This is a genomic window from Mesorhizobium sp. WSM4837, assembly GCF_055811435.1.
In genome coordinates, this window is sequence record NZ_JBVVQE010000067.1 from 1 (window position 1) to 13,953 (window position 13,953).

A 13,953-nucleotide genomic window follows, 5' to 3' on the forward strand; every position below is an offset into this window, starting at 1 on the left:
GGGGGGGTTATGCGGCTGCCGCCCGGGGGGGCGCCCTCCTCCCCGGGGGGGTTTTGGGGGTTTGCCCCCTTATGCCCTTGCCCATTGGGGTTGGAATGGGGGGGGGGGGGGCGCTTGTCCAAACACAATTTCGATGCCTTTGAGATGGCCTCAAGGCCAGAGGAGGGTGCGACATGAGATCGTTCACACCTTCTCGCTCCTCCTTGCTGATGGCGCCGGCGCTGGCCTGGCTCACCGCCTTGATGGTGGTGCCATGCGCGCTGGTGCTGGCGCTCGCCTTCTTCCGGCGCGGCATTTATGGCGGCATCGAATACAGCTTCACGCTGGAGAATTTCGGGCTGGTGCTCGACCCGCTCTATGCCGGCATCTTCCTCAATTCGGCGCGCATCGCCGGCACGGCAACGCTGATCGCGGTGGTGATCGGCTATGCCGCCGCCTATGCGATCGCGGCAGCACCGCGCCGGTGGCAGCCGGTGTTCCTGTTCTTCGCCGTCTTGCCTTTCTGGTCCAATTACCTGATCCGCACCTATGCATGGATCGTGCTGCTCAACCGCGAAGGCCTGATCACCCAGCTCTTGCGCTGGTTCGGCTATACCGGCGAGCCGCCGTCGATGCTCTATACCGAAGGCGCCGTCATCGCCGGTCTGGTCTACAATTACCTGCCTTTCGTCATCCTCGCCTGCTACGCGCCGCTGTCGCGGCTCAATCCGGAGCTGGCCGAGGCCTCGCGCGATCTCGGCGCTTCGGCCATGACCACATTTCGCCGGGTTATACTGCCGCTGACGGTGCCGGGCATCGCCGCCGGGGCGGTTTTCGTCTTCGTGCTGTCGATCGGCAATTTCGTCACGCCGGCACTGCTCGGCGGCGGCCGCTTCCAGATGATCGGCAATCTTGTCTACGACCAGTTCCTGACCGCCAATGACTGGCCGTTCGGCGCAGCGCTGGCGATGGCGCTGATCGCCATCATGCTTTTGGTGCTGACGGCGCAGGCCCTGGCTGCCGATCGCGCCGCGGGCCGTATCGCCGAAGCGAAAGGAGGCGCCGATGACTGAGCGCTCGCCCGCCACACGGCGTACGCTCTGGCTCGTGCTGACGCTCGTCTTCGCCTTCCTCTACATTCCGATCGCCGTACTGGTGGCGCTGTCGTTCAACCAAGGCGGGCTGCCGACCGTCTGGTCGGGCTTTTCGCTGAAATGGTATGCCTCGCTCGCCGGAAACGCCGCGATCCTTTCCGCCGCCCTCAACACGCTGATCGTGGCGCTGGTCTCGACAGCCATCGCCACGCTGCTCGGCACCTTGCTGGCCATCGGCGTCGAAATGCGCCGGCAATACGGAAGCGGCCTCGAGGCGCTGATCTTTGCGCCGATGATCATTCCCGACATCGTGCTGGCGGTGGCGCTGCTCAGCTTCTTTTCTATGCTCGATTTCACGCTCGGCCTGCACACCATCATCCTCGCCCATGTCGTCTTCAACCTCGCCTTCGTCTGCTCGGTGGTGCGCGCGCGGCTAAAAAGCTTCGACTGGTCGATCGTCGAGGCCTCCGCCGATCTCGGCGCTTCCGCGCTCACCACCTTCAGGCGGGTGACATTGCCGGTCATCCTGCCTGCGGTCGTCGCCGGCGCGCTGCTCGCCTTCACCCTTTCGGTCGACGAGTTCATCATCGCCTTCTTCACCGCCGGCGCCGGCCGCGCCTCGACTACGCTGCCGATGCAGATCTATTCGATGATCCGCTTCGGCATCACGCCGGAGATCAATGCACTGGCGACCATCGTCATGGCGGTCTCAATCACCGCGCTAACCCTGTCGCAGCGGCTCAACCGCGGAGTCATCGGCCAATGAGCGAGCCCCGCACGCTGCTGGCGATCGACAAGGTGTCGAAGAACTTCGGCCGGGTGACGGCCGTCGACGGCATCTCGCTCGATATCCGCGAGAACGAGTTCTTCGCTCTGCTTGGACCTTCCGGCTGCGGCAAGACCACGCTGCTGCGCATGCTGGCCGGTTTCGAGACGCCCAATGAGGGGCGCATCCTGCTCGACGGCCGCGACATCGCCAAAACCCCGCCCAACAGGCGGCCGGTCAACCTGATGTTCCAGTCCTACGCGCTGTTTCCGCATATGAGCGTCCGGGCCAATGTTTCCTACGGCCTTGAAATGGAGCGCTTGCCGGCAAACGAAATCCGCTCCCGCGTCGACGCCATCCTGGCGACGACCGAGCTTGTCGCCTTCGCCGACCGCAAGCCGGAGCAATTGTCGGGCGGCCAGAAGCAGCGCGTCGCGCTTGCCCGGGCGCTGGTCAAGCGGCCGCGGCTGCTGCTGCTCGACGAGCCGCTCGGTGCGCTCGACAAGAAATTGCGCGGCGCGATGCAACTGGAGCTGAAGCGGCTGCAGCACGAAGTCGGCATCACCTTCGTCATCGTCACCCATGACCAGGAGGAATCGCTCGTTATGGCCGACCGCATGGCGGTGCTGAGGGACGGCAAGCTGCTGCAATGCGACACGCCGCATGCGGTCTACGAACATCCGGCCGACCGTTTCGTCGCCGACTTCATTGGCGTCATGAATTTCGTGCCGGGCAAAGCCGCCAACGATGGTGTGCTGGCAGCCAATGGTGCGCGGATATCAGGCATGGTTCCCGAAATACTTTCGCCCGGCGCTGCGGCGGTCGCTTCGGTGCGGCCCGAGCGCATCCGGCTGTTCCCGCCGCCAGAGACGGCCAACCGTGTTGCCGGCATCGTCGAGGCGCTCGCCTATCACGGGCTCGACCTGCAGCTGCATGTCCGCACCGCTCTGTCACAAAAACCGTTCCTGGTGCGCGTCACCGCCGACGCCGCCGACCGCCGCCCGGTCGCGTCGGGCGATGCGGTCGAACTCGGCTGGGATGCCGCCGACGTCAGAATTTTCGCAGATTGATTGAAGGAGAACTTTCATGGCGCAGAAGACCATCGCGTTTTTTCCGGAAGCGGCCTACGGCCCGGCGCTCAACTCCGTCGGCATCGCCCAGGCGGTCGAGGCGCGCGGCCACAGAGCGGTGTTCCTGTCGGACCCCGGCTTCGTCGACGTCTACAAGGGCTACGGCTTCGAGGCGCATCCGGTGAACCTGTCCGAGCCGATGCCGCCCGAGCAGATGGCCAAGTTCTGGGAAGACTTCATCAACGGCCACATCCCGAATTTTCGCAAATCGCCCTACGACCAGGTCGACAATTACGTGAAGGACTGCTGGACGGCGATCGTCGACAGCGCCAAATGGGCTGAGAAGGATCTGCCCGGCGTGCTTGCGACGATCAAGCCCGACGTCATCTGCGTCGACAACGTCATCCTGTTCCCGGCGATCAAGCAGTATGGCAAGCCATGGGTGCGCGTCATCTCCTGCTCGGAAAACGAGATCGAGGACGAGGACATCCCTCCGCATCTGTCCGGCTGCGGCGAGAACGACCACGCCTGCCATCAGCGCTACCGCGACCATTTCAACGCGGTAATCAAGCCGATCCATGACGACTTCAATACGTTTTTGAAAGCCAACAACGAAGCGCCGTATCCGATCGGCCAATTCTTCGAGGCCTCGCCTTACCTCAACCTGTTGCTTTATCCCGAGGCGGCAAAGTTCAAGCGCCGCCATCCGCTCGACCCGGCAAAATTCCAGTATCTGGAAGGCTGCGTGCGGCAGGAGAAGCCCTACACCGTGCCGACCTTTGCTGAGAATAATGACGGGCCGCTGCTCTACGTCTCGTTCGGCAGCCTTGGCGCCGGCGATGTCGATCTCTTGAAGCGCATCATCGCGACGCTGGCCGAGACTCGCTACCGGGCGCTGGTCAATGTCGGCGGCTACAAGGACCAATACGCGCACGTGCCCGGCAATATCATCGTCGAGAGCTGGTTTCCGCAGCCCTCGGTGATCCCGCAGGTCGACGCGGTTATCCACCATGGCGGCAACAACTCGTTCACCGAGTGTCTCTACTTCGGCAAGCCGGCGATCATCATGCCCTATGTCTGGGATGGCCACGACAACGCGACGCGGGTCGAGGAAACCGGCCACGGCTTCGGCATGCCGCGCTACGACTGGAGCGACGCCGAGCTAATCGCCAAGATCGAAACCTGCCTGACCGACCCGGCAATCAAGGTCAAGCTGGCGAAGACGTCGGCCCAGATGCAATCGCAGAACGGCCCGGAGAAGGCGGCCGGGCTGCTGGAGGAGCTGCTGTGACCGGGCGGATGGGTATGGCGTTCCTTCGCGCCCCCCTCTGTCCTACCGGACATCTCCCCCACTTGGGGGGAGATTGGCCGTCATCACTGATTTCGCCAATCACAAATGTCGCAAGAAGAGTGCCGCCGCCAGAGCTGCCAATCTCCCCCCTCGTGGGGGAGATGCCCGGCAGGACAGAGGGGGGCGCCGTAGAGCGAGACGATCGCGAAGTCATGCATCGCGCCGGCGGAGCACCCACATGACCTCCTCTGTGCCACATCTCCACCAAGCCTCGACCCGCACCGACCTCGTCGACTGGGGCGCACAGCCCAATGCGCTGGAAGGTGCTTCGCACTCCACCGGCAGGCTCGTCCACAAGGGGCCGAACAACCAGCCGGAATCCGGCATCTGGGTCTGCACGCCCGGCCGCTGGCGGCTGGCGATCCTGCGCGACGAACTGTGCCATTTCGTTGCCGGCCGCACGACCTACCGATCGGACAACGGCGAGGTGATAGAAGTCTCCGCTGCCACGGTAGTCATGTTCCCGGCCGGCTGGACCGGCGAATGCACCGTCCACGAGACCATCCGCAACATTTACATGCTGGCCTGAAGCCAGCCACTGGAGCTTCACGACATGCCGACACCGATCATGAAATCGCCGCTTGCCCTCACCGACCTCGTCGACTGGGGCGTCATCCCCACGATGATCGAGGGCGAATCCCGTACCTCCGGCAAATTGCTGCACAAGGGGCCGGAAGGCCGCTCCGAATGCGGGCTGTGGGTCTGCACCCCAGGCAAATGGCACTGCCACGTCACCCGCGACGAATTCTGCCATTTCCTAGAGGGCCGCTGCACCTATGTCCACGAATCCGGCGAGGTGATCGAGATCGAACCCGACACCGCGGCGTTCTTTCCGCAGGACTGGAAGGGCGTCTGCACCGTCCACGAGACCATCAAGAAGGTCTACATGATCCGCTGAGCGACTTGAAAGGACGACCATGGACTTCTCACCTGACCGGCCGGCCTTCTTCGTCAATCCGGATTATCGGCCGATGACCGGCGCGGCAAAACCGGTGATCGATCCGGCGACACTGGAAACCGTCGGCGCCATCGCGACTGCAACCGACGGCGAGATCGACGCCGTGCTCACCGCTGCGGCCAGGGCGCAAGCTGCCTGGAAAAAGCTCGACGCCAAGAGCCGCGCCAGGCATCTGCATGCAGTCGCCAACGCGATCGAGGCGGCCGACTTCACCTGCTGCGCCGAGCTGATGGTGCGCGAGATGGGCAAGCCCTATCCGGAAGCAATCGGCGAGATCGCCAATTGCGCGCCGATCTTCCGCTACTACGCCGAAATGGCGCGCGACGATGCCGGCAAGATCGCCGGCACGACGCAGGCGGGTTCGTTCCAGTATGCGCGCTACGAGCCCTACGGCACGTCTGTGCACATCATGCCCTACAATTTCCCGATCCTGTTGATGTGCTGGACCGTTGCCGCCTCGCTTGCCGCCGGCAATGCCTGCGTCATCAAGCCGGCCGAAGCGACGACACTGTCGACGCTGGATTACATGACCGTGTTCCGCTCACTGCCGGAGGGCCTGGTTTCCTGCCTGCCCGGCGCGGCGGCCACGGCGCAGGCTTTGATCGCCTCCGACCGCACCCATGCGGTTGCCTTCACCGGTTCGGTCGCCGCCGGCAAGGCTGTCGCCGTCGCTTGCGCCGAGCGCATGAAGCCATGCGTCATCGAGGCCGGCGGCAGCGATCCGCTGATCATCAGCCGACACGCCCCGCTCGACGTGGCGGCCGCCGGCAGCGTCACCGCCGCGTTCCATCTCACCGGCCAGGTCTGCACCTCGGCCGAACGGTTTTTCGTCGTCGATGCCGTTCATGACCGCTTTGTCGAGCTGTTTGCGCAGAAGACACGGGCGCTGCGCATCGGCAACGGCCTCGACAAGACCGAGATCGGGCCGCTGGTCAGCGAGGCGGCGCGGGCGAAAGTCATGCGGCTGGTCGACGATGCCGTGCGCAATGGTGCCAAGGCGATCACCGGCGGGCGTATTCCGCCGGCGCACAATGTCGGCTGGTTCTACGAGCCGACGATCCTGACCGGCGTCACCCCCGACATGGCGATCGTGCGCGAAGAATGTTTCGGGCCAGTCGCCGCGATCTGCCGGGTCAAGGATTTCGACGAGGCGATAGAACTTGCCAATGACAGCCCGTTCGGGCTCGGCGCCTCGGTGTTCACCACTGATCTTGCCGAGGCGCATGAGGCTGCGGAGCGGCTTGAGGCAGGGATGGTCTGGGTCAACAATCCGCTGATCGACAACGACGCACTGCCGTTCGGCGGCTGGAAGGCGTCGGGCCTCGGCCGCGAACTTGGTCGCCAGGGGCTGGATGCCTTCCGCCGCTCGAAGATGGTCATCATCGACCACAGGCCAGCGATCCAGGACTGGTGGTATCCCTATCCCGACAGCTGGTTCCGCGAATCTGGCGGGCGCAAGCACGTATGAGATGACACAGGTCAGCGCCGCCAAGGGCCGCCGCTTGCTAGCGCAGCGCTTTCTGCCCGCCGGCGGCAGTGATGACGCCGACGATGATCAGCCCGGTCAGCAACAGACGGACGCCGGCGCTGACGCCGAACGTGTTGAGCATGGTCAAAAGCAGCACCAGGAACAGGGCCGCGCCCCATACACCCGGCACATTGGCCTTGCCGCCGGCTACCGACGTGCCGCCGATGACGACGACGGCGATCGAGGCCAGCAGGTACTCATTGCCGATATCGACGTTGGCGCCGCGGAAATAGCCGGCGAGCAGCGCCCCGTCGAGGCCGCCGAGCGCGCCCGACAGCGTGTAGGTAAGAAAGCGGATGCGGCCGACATTGACGCCGGCCAGCCACGCCGCGCGGATGTTCTGGCCGATCGCCAGCACCGAACGGCCATAGATCATGCGCTGCAGCGCGAACGCAGCGCCGATGGAGAACAGCACGGTGAGGATCGCCAGCACCGGAATGCCAAGAATCTGCCAGTTGGTGAAACTGGCAAAGCCCGGCGGCGGCTTGATCTGCAAGCCGCGGCCATAGCTGATGTCGATCGACTGGATGATGAAGCTCGCCGACAGTGTGGCGATGATCGGTGGAATGCGCAGCGCCCAGATCAACAGATAATTGGCGGCGCCGATCGCCATGCCGCAGGCCAGCGCCGCCAGCAGCCCGACCGCGATCATTGAATCATTGCCGTCCATCACCTTCATGGCGACGGCGCTGGCGAGGCCGATATTGGCGGGCAGCGACAGGTCGACATTGCCGGGACCGAGCGTGATCACGAACATCTGGCCGACACCGACGATGACGGTGAAGACGGCGAGCGAAAGTGCCGCCGTGATCATGCCGCCGCCGCCATATCCGCCGGTGAAGGTGACCGTCGCCAGCCACACCAGCAGCGCGCCGATGAAGGACCAGATCCAGGGTTTGGCGAGCAGCAATCGCAACGATGCCATCCCCTCACCTCTCTTTGCGGCTGATCAGCACCCGGGCCGCCAGCACGATGATGAGGATGGCGCCGTTGGCGGCCACCTGCCAATCGGGCGGGATGTGCATGAAGGTCAGCAGCGGCGAGGCGGCGAGCGCCAGCGTCAGCGCGCCGATCACCGCGCCGATCGGCGATACCCGGCCGCCGACGAATTCGCCGCCACCGAGGATGACGCCGGCGATCGACAGCAGCGTGTAGCCATTGCCGATATTGGCATCGGCCGAGGTGGTGATGCCAATCAGGGCCATGCCGGATAAAACGCCGAACAGGCCGGTCAATGCGAACAGCACGACCTTGGTCTTGAGCAGCGACCAGCCGGCACGGCTGAGGGCCGCGGCATTGCCACCGGAGCCGCGCAGGATCACGCCATACGAGGTGCGCATCAGCCCGAAGTGGACGACCGCCGCGATCAGCAGCGCCGCAATGATCGGGAACGGGACGAAGGGCGGCTTGAAGGCCATGAGCGACAGCAGCCAGTCCGGCGCCTTGCCGCCGGGCTTCGGCAGGATGAGGATGGCCAGACCCTGCCAGACAAAACTCATGCCGAGCGTCACCACGATTGAAGGCAGGTTGCGCAGATGGATCAGCGCGCCGAGCAGCGCATAGACGCCGATCGACCCGAGAAGGATCAAGACACCGACCAGCGGCGCCTCCTTCAGCCATGTCGCCGTGACGCAGCCGACGAAACCGACGAAGGTGCCGATCGACAGGTCCAACTCGTTGCCGGCAATGACGAACATCTGCGCGATCGTCGCCAACGCGATCGGGATCGCCAGGTTGAGCATCAGGCTGAAGCCGAAATAGCTGATGGCGCGCGGGTTGAGCCAGGCGATCGCCAGCAGCACCAGCACCAGCGACATCGCAGGCAGCAGCCCGCGCAGCAGGCGCGCCCGCGCCAGCGCGCTTCGCTCGGAAGAACTCTTGGGACCGCTCTCGACGGGTGCTGCCGTCATCTCAAGCCGCATCGCCGAACGAGGACTGGATGATCTTTTCCTCGGTCAGCTCGTCGCGACCAAGCTTGGCGACGATCCGGCCGTTCTTGAAGACATAGACGTGGTGGCAATTGTCGAGCTCTTCGGTTTCCGTGGTGTACCAGAGGAAGGTACGGCCGCGGCCAGCCTCTTCGCGCACAAGGTCGTAGACCTCGAGCTTGGTGCCGATGTCGACGCCGCGCATCGGGTCGTCCATCAGCACGATCTTGGCGTCGGAACCGAGCGCCCGGGCAAACAGGGCCTTCTGCTGGTTGCCGCCGGACAGCGAGAAGATGTTGTTGTTCATGTCGGGGGTGCGGATGCCGATTTTCTTTTGCCAGAAGTCGGCGAGCTCGGCTTCGCGCCGCGGCGAGATCAGCAGGCCGTTGCGCAATCGCGCCAGCGAGCGGATGCCGATGTTTTGCGCAATCGACCATTGCGGAAAGATCCCGTCAGACTGGCGGTCGCCGGCCACCAGCGCCACCGGCGCGGTGACCTCGATGCCGGTTTTGGTGCGCGCCGCGGCTGCGAAAATCGCCAGCAGCAGATCGGTTTGGCCATGACCGGCAAGCCCGGCAAGGCCGATGATCTCGCCGGCATGCGCCACAAGTTCGTTGCCGTCCTGTTGCCGCGCTGGGCGGGCCCGGACCCGCAACGGGCCGGTCTCCGGCTTTTGGGTCGCGATTTCGGCCGCGATCTTCTCACGCGCTGCCGCTCCGCCCATGGTCGTCACCAGCCTGCCGCGATCGAAAGCCTTAGCCGCATCCGACGCGACGACCTTGCCGTCGCGCATCACCACGATGCGGTCGGCATTCCCGAGCACCTCGCCCAGAACATGCGAGATCAGAATGCAGCTCTTGCCCCCGGCGACAAAGCGCCGGACGAAACCCAGCAACTGGCCGGCCGTGTGCGCGTCGAGCGAGGATGTCGGCTCGTCGAGGATGACCAATTCGAGCGGATCCTGCGTCACCGTGAAGGCGCGCGCCACCTCGACCATCTGCCGCCTGCCGATGGAAAGGTCGCTGGCGATATCGGCGGCGGAGATGCTGTGGCCCGGAAATATCTCGTCGAGCTTGGCGGCGATCAGATCGGCCGCCTTGCGCCGCCAGCCGAGGCCGCGCAGCGCCGGGTGGTTGATTCGGGTGTTCTCGGCAACGCTGAGGTTCGGGCACAGCGACAGTTCCTGGAATACGCAGCGTATGCCGAGTTGTTGGGCGCGCGGCACCGAATAATTGTCCTCGATGCCGCCACGCACCGCGATCCGACCGCTGTCGGGCACGAGCGTGCCCGCCACCATATGCATGAGCGTCGACTTGCCCGCGCCATTGTGGCCGACGAGACCGACGCATTCGCCGGCGCCGACGTGGAAATCCACCCCGGCGAGCGCCCGGACGGCGCCGAAATGTTTTTCGGCTCCGTCCAGCCTGATGATGTCGACAGTGGCGGCGCCGAAATGTTTTTCGGCTCCGTCCAGTCTGATGATGTCTACACCGGCCTCGGGCATCCCTAGCGAAATCCGGAAGACGACGCGCGCGGCATTGGATGTGCCACCCTCACTTGATGTTGGCTTTGATCGCCGCGATGGCGTCTTCCTGCGTGTATTCGTGGCTGGCGACGCCGCCCTTGGGGATGTTCGGCAGCTCGGCCTCGAAATTATCCTGGGTGAAGGCGAGGTATGGCACCAACAGGTCATGCGGCACATCGGTGCGGCCGTCGAGCACCTGCTGCGCCACCCAGAAGGCCAGCGACGACACGCCCGGCGCAATCGACGCCGACCAGGTCTGGTAGCCATCCTTGTCCTTCTGTTCCTTCCACCACTGCAATTCGTCCTGGCGGTTGCCCATGATGATGGTCGGGCGCGGTTTGCCGGCGGCGGCGAAGGCTTGTGCCGCGCCATAGCCGTCGCCGCCCTGATCGACGACGCCGACGATTTCCGGCAGCGACGGCAGGATCGTCGCGACCGCCTTCTGCGCTGTGGTCTGGTCCCAGTCGCCGGTCACCGAACCGACGATCTTGAACTCGGGATGGGCGGCGACGCCCTCCAGAATCCCGGCGTGGATGGCGTCGTCGATCGACGTGCCGGCAAGGCCGCGGATTTCCAGCAGATTGCCGCCCTCGGGGTGGAACTTGGCCATCTGCTCGACTTCCTGCCTGCCCATGTCCTTGAAGTCGACGACGACGCGGTAGGCGCAGGGCTCGGTGACGATGCCGTCGAAGGAGACGACGACGATGCCGGCATCGCAGGCCTGCTTGACGGCGCCGTTGAGCGCGTCCGGCGAGGCGGCGTTGATGACGATGGCGTCATAGCCTTGCAGGATCAGGTTCTGAACCTGGGCAGCCTGGGTCGGCACTTCCTTGTCGGCCGTCGTGAAGATGTCCGCGGCGGCGACCACCCCGTCGGCGACCGCCTTCTTGGTGACGATGGCATAGCTGTCGAGCATCGCCTGCCGCCACGAATTGCCGGCATAATTGTTGGAAAAGGCGATCTTCTTGTCGCTGGTGTCGGCAAACGCGGCGCCTGACGCGAGCATCGCCGCAAGGGCACTCAAGACGAGTATCTTCTTCATCTGTTATCCTCCCATGGATTGCTGGTCGTTGTTGGCTGCTGGCGGCTGTTATGACGACCCTCGTTTCAATATTGTCAGACAAATTTAGATGGGCGCACTTGTCAACAGCGATCGATGAAGGTTTGACGATCAACTTGCGGTGCAATGATTGAAAAGGCTTCGGCTCCTGGTCTAGGGATGGGGCAGGAGACCAAAATCAAGATGGCAGCGACGCCGACTGATGCGCTGGGCGCACCCGGAATTCCGGCGCGCTGGACGTCGAGCACCAAGAGCGGCGTCGGAACCGCGCTTTCGCCGGCCTGCCCTGTCTGGTTCACGATCAGCCACGGCATCCTCAACGAGGTCTATTATCCCCGCCTCGACAGCGCCTGCACCCGAGACATGGGACTGGTCGTCACCGGCCCCGGCTTCTATTTCTCGGAAGAAAAGCGCGATGCCGTGCACAGCCTCGAGCCGTTCGAGGATGGGGTGCCCGCCTACAGGCTGGTCAACACCGCCGCTACCTACCGGATCGAGAAGCGCATCGTTACCGATCCGGAACATCCCACTTTGCTGCAGGAAATCAGCTTCACGCCGCTGAAAGGCACAGTTGCCGACCACCGCGTCTACGCGCTGCTGGCGCCACATCTGGTCAACGCCGGCATGGCCAACACCGCCTGGGTCGGCGACCACGAGGGAAGGCCTGTCCTGTTTGCATCGGGACGTGGCGTTTGCCTGGCGCTCGCCTCGTCGCTGCCTTGGGGAGCATGCTCGGCCGGCTATGTCGGTGTCTCCGACGGCTGGCAGCAACTCCGTCGTGACGGCCGACTCGACCCGGCTTGCCGCAGGGCCGAGGACGGCAATGTCGCGCTGACCGGCGAGATCGGCTTTTCGGCTGCGAACCCGACGGCGTTGCTGGCGCTGGGTTTCGGAACGACGCCGCAAGAGGCGGCGGAAAATGCCTCGGCCAGCCTGAAGCGAGGCTTTGCGCCCGCGGCCAAATCCTTTATCGAAAAATGGCGCAAATGGCAGGCTGGCTTGCTGCCGCTGGACCGGCGTGGTGCGGGGATCAACACGTATCGTGTCAGCACGGCAGTTCTGGCAACGCATCGCTCATCCACCGGAGCGGCCGTCGCCAGCCTGTCGATCCCGTGGGGCTTCAGCAAGGGCGACGACAATATCGGCGGCTATCATCTGGTCTGGCCGCGCGACCTGGTCGAAACCGCGGGCGGTTTCCTCGCCGCCGGCGATCCGGCGCAAGCGCTTGAGATCCTCGCCTATCTCCGCTCGATCCAGCTGCCGGATGGGCATTGGCCGCAGAACGCCTGGCTCGACGGATCAGCCTATTGGCCGGGCATCCAGATGGACGAATGCGCGTTTCCGCTGCTGCTCGCAGACGCGCTGCGCCGGGCTGGGCATCTGGCAGACGCCGCGTTGCGCTCCTTCATGCCGATGGTCGAGCGCGCCGCTTCCTACGTCGTGCGCAACGGTCCGGTCACCGGTGAAGACCGCTGGGAGGAGGATGCCGGCTACAGCCCGTTCACGCTGGCCGTCGAGATCGCCGCCCTGTTGGCCGCGGCCGACATGTTGGAAACTTGCGGCAAAGCAGAGCCGGCAAATTATCTGCGGGAAACCGCCGATATCTGGAACGACCAGATCGAGCGCTGGACCTATGTCACCGGCACCCCACTCGGAAAAGAGGTCGGCGTCGAGGGCTATTACGTCCGTATCGCGCCGCCCGACACCGCCGGCGCGGCGTCGCCGAGGGACGGCTATGTGCCGATCAAGAACCAGCCGCCGGGCGATAGCGACCGGCCGGCCGAGGCGATCGTCAGCCCGGATGCGCTGGCGCTCGTCCGCTTCGGCCTCAGGGCCGCCGACGATCCGCGCATCGTCGGCACCGTCAAGGTCATCGATGCGCGGCTGCGCTGCGACCTGCCTCAGGGGCCCGTCTGGTATCGCTATACCGGCGACGGCTATGGCGAGCGAGCCGACGGCGCGCCCTTCGACGGGACCGGCCCGGGCCGGCCCGGGCCGCTGCTGGTCGGCGAGCGCGCCCATTACGAACTGGCGGCGGGACGCAAGGACAAGGCAGCGAGCCTGTTAAGGACCCTGGAGGATTCGGCCGGGTCTGGCGGCCTGCTGCCGGAGCAGGTCTGGGATGGTCCCGACATGGCCGAACACGAACTGCGGCACGGCGGACCGTCGGGCAGCGCCATGCCTCTGGTCTGGGCGCATTCGGAGCATATCAAGCTGCTGCGCTCGCTCTATGACGGCGCCGTCTTCGACATGCCGCCGCAAGGCGTGAAGCGCTACATCGAGGACAGGACCGTGGCGCCGCGCCGGACATGGCGCTTCAATCACAAGCTCCGCGCCATGCCCGCCGGCAAGCTGCTGCGCGTCGAACTGCTGGCCCGGGCGGTGGTCCATTGGAGCAACGACGATTGGGCAACCATCCGTGACGCCGCGACGATCGAGAACGCCTTCGGCATCCATCTCATGGACCTGACCGTTGCCGATGTCCCGCCGGGCAATATGATCGTCTTTACTTTTTTCTGGCCCGATGCCGGCCGTTGGGAGAATGTCGACTTTTCCGTCGGTATCGACAAGCCGGACTAGAGCATGATCCCGAACCGAAGGTCCGCGTTAGCGAAAAGTGGAAACCGGTTTTCGGAAAAGATCATGCTCCAATAATAGAGCCAGTAGATCTTCTATCCCTCAAGAAGCAGGACG

Annotated in this window: 12 protein-coding genes; 8 read left to right on the top strand and 4 right to left on the bottom strand. The window is 64.6% G+C overall.

Going from position 1 to position 13,953, the window contains the following annotated elements:
- The first annotated feature begins 209 nt into the window (after positions 1 to 209).
- From AC0L3D_RS28760 to AC0L3D_RS28790, 7 genes are all read left to right on the top strand, one after another.
- A complete protein-coding gene (locus AC0L3D_RS28760; protein ID WP_036269997.1) occupies positions 210 to 1,052 on the top strand; it encodes an ABC transporter permease in 843 nt (280 codons plus the stop codon).
- Entirely contained in the window at positions 1,045 to 1,839 is a 795-nt protein-coding gene (locus AC0L3D_RS28765) for an ABC transporter permease (protein ID WP_128168656.1), read from the top strand. The genes AC0L3D_RS28760 and AC0L3D_RS28765 overlap by 8 nt, the downstream gene beginning before the upstream one ends.
- Complete coding sequence (locus AC0L3D_RS28770; RefSeq protein WP_023800535.1) at positions 1,836 to 2,909, top strand: ABC transporter ATP-binding protein; 1,074 nt, start codon at positions 1,836 to 1,838, stop codon at positions 2,907 to 2,909. The genes AC0L3D_RS28765 and AC0L3D_RS28770 overlap by 4 nt, the downstream gene beginning before the upstream one ends.
- A 16-nt stretch (positions 2,910 to 2,925) precedes the next feature.
- A complete protein-coding gene (locus AC0L3D_RS28775; protein WP_473646550.1) occupies positions 2,926 to 4,200 on the top strand; it encodes a glycosyltransferase in 1,275 nt (424 codons plus the stop codon).
- A gap of 238 nt (positions 4,201 to 4,438) precedes the next feature.
- Positions 4,439 to 4,789 carry a cupin domain-containing protein gene (locus tag AC0L3D_RS28780; RefSeq protein WP_473646552.1) on the top strand — a complete coding sequence of 117 codons (351 nt, stop codon included), beginning with the start codon at positions 4,439 to 4,441 and terminating at the stop codon, positions 4,787 to 4,789.
- Positions 4,790 to 4,813: 24 nt separating this feature from the next.
- On the top strand, positions 4,814 to 5,158 hold the full coding sequence (locus AC0L3D_RS28785; protein ID WP_023800538.1) for a cupin domain-containing protein: 345 nt from the start codon (positions 4,814 to 4,816) through the stop codon (positions 5,156 to 5,158).
- Between the two features lie 19 nt (positions 5,159 to 5,177).
- On the top strand, positions 5,178 to 6,686 hold the full coding sequence (locus tag AC0L3D_RS28790) for an aldehyde dehydrogenase family protein (RefSeq protein ID WP_473607508.1): 1,509 nt from the start codon (positions 5,178 to 5,180) through the stop codon (positions 6,684 to 6,686).
- A 37-nt stretch (positions 6,687 to 6,723) separates the two neighbouring features.
- Here AC0L3D_RS28790 and AC0L3D_RS28795 read toward each other — a convergent pair whose 3' ends face one another.
- Genes AC0L3D_RS28795 through AC0L3D_RS28810 form a run of 4 tightly spaced genes read right to left on the bottom strand, consistent with a single transcriptional unit; the run spans position 6,724 to position 11,241 of the window.
- The gene (locus AC0L3D_RS28795) at positions 6,724 to 7,671 is read right to left on the bottom strand and encodes an ABC transporter permease (RefSeq protein ID WP_023800540.1); all 948 of its coding nucleotides are present in this window, start codon (positions 7,669 to 7,671) and stop codon (positions 6,724 to 6,726) included.
- Between the two features lie 4 nt (positions 7,672 to 7,675).
- Positions 7,676 to 8,656 (bottom strand): ABC transporter permease, encoded by a 981-nt coding sequence (locus AC0L3D_RS28800; RefSeq protein ID WP_023800541.1) that lies wholly within the window; start codon positions 8,654 to 8,656, stop codon positions 7,676 to 7,678.
- A 1-nt stretch (position 8,657) separates the two neighbouring features.
- Complete coding sequence (locus AC0L3D_RS28805) at positions 8,658 to 10,178, bottom strand: ATP-binding cassette domain-containing protein (protein ID WP_473476047.1); 1,521 nt, start codon at positions 10,176 to 10,178, stop codon at positions 8,658 to 8,660.
- A 49-nt stretch (positions 10,179 to 10,227) separates the two neighbouring features.
- The gene (locus AC0L3D_RS28810; RefSeq protein ID WP_091592281.1) at positions 10,228 to 11,241 is read right to left on the bottom strand and encodes a substrate-binding domain-containing protein; all 1,014 of its coding nucleotides are present in this window, start codon (positions 11,239 to 11,241) and stop codon (positions 10,228 to 10,230) included.
- A gap of 201 nt (positions 11,242 to 11,442) precedes the next feature.
- On the opposite strand from AC0L3D_RS28810, the gene AC0L3D_RS28815 reads away from it, so the two are divergent.
- Positions 11,443 to 13,839, top strand: coding sequence for a glucan 1,4-alpha-glucosidase (locus AC0L3D_RS28815; protein ID WP_473646554.1), 2,397 nt, complete (start codon positions 11,443 to 11,445; stop codon positions 13,837 to 13,839).
- The last annotated feature ends 114 nt before the right edge of the window (positions 13,840 to 13,953 follow it).

Excerpts from the sequence above, each read along its gene's own strand:
- AC0L3D_RS28765 (WP_128168656.1), top strand. The coding sequence starts at position 1,045 with ATGACTGAGCGCTCGCCCGCCACACGGCGTACGCTCTGGCTCGTGCTG.
- AC0L3D_RS28760 (WP_036269997.1), top strand. The coding sequence starts at position 210 with ATGGCGCCGGCGCTGGCCTGGCTCACCGCCTTGATGGTGGTGCCATGC.
- AC0L3D_RS28815 (WP_473646554.1), top strand. The coding sequence starts at position 11,443 with ATGGCAGCGACGCCGACTGATGCGCTGGGCGCACCCGGAATTCCGGCG.
- AC0L3D_RS28810 (WP_091592281.1), bottom strand. The coding sequence starts at position 11,241 with ATGAAGAAGATACTCGTCTTGAGTGCCCTTGCGGCGATGCTCGCGTCA.
- AC0L3D_RS28780 (WP_473646552.1), top strand. The coding sequence starts at position 4,439 with ATGACCTCCTCTGTGCCACATCTCCACCAAGCCTCGACCCGCACCGAC.
- AC0L3D_RS28800 (WP_023800541.1), bottom strand. The coding sequence starts at position 8,656 with ATGACGGCAGCACCCGTCGAGAGCGGTCCCAAGAGTTCTTCCGAGCGA.
- AC0L3D_RS28775 (WP_473646550.1), top strand. The coding sequence starts at position 2,926 with ATGGCGCAGAAGACCATCGCGTTTTTTCCGGAAGCGGCCTACGGCCCG.
- AC0L3D_RS28805 (WP_473476047.1), bottom strand. The coding sequence starts at position 10,178 with ATGCCCGAGGCCGGTGTAGACATCATCAGACTGGACGGAGCCGAAAAA.
- AC0L3D_RS28785 (WP_023800538.1), top strand. The coding sequence starts at position 4,814 with ATGCCGACACCGATCATGAAATCGCCGCTTGCCCTCACCGACCTCGTC.
- AC0L3D_RS28770 (WP_023800535.1), top strand. The coding sequence starts at position 1,836 with ATGAGCGAGCCCCGCACGCTGCTGGCGATCGACAAGGTGTCGAAGAAC.
- AC0L3D_RS28790 (WP_473607508.1), top strand. The coding sequence starts at position 5,178 with ATGGACTTCTCACCTGACCGGCCGGCCTTCTTCGTCAATCCGGATTAT.
- AC0L3D_RS28795 (WP_023800540.1), bottom strand. The coding sequence starts at position 7,671 with ATGGCATCGTTGCGATTGCTGCTCGCCAAACCCTGGATCTGGTCCTTC.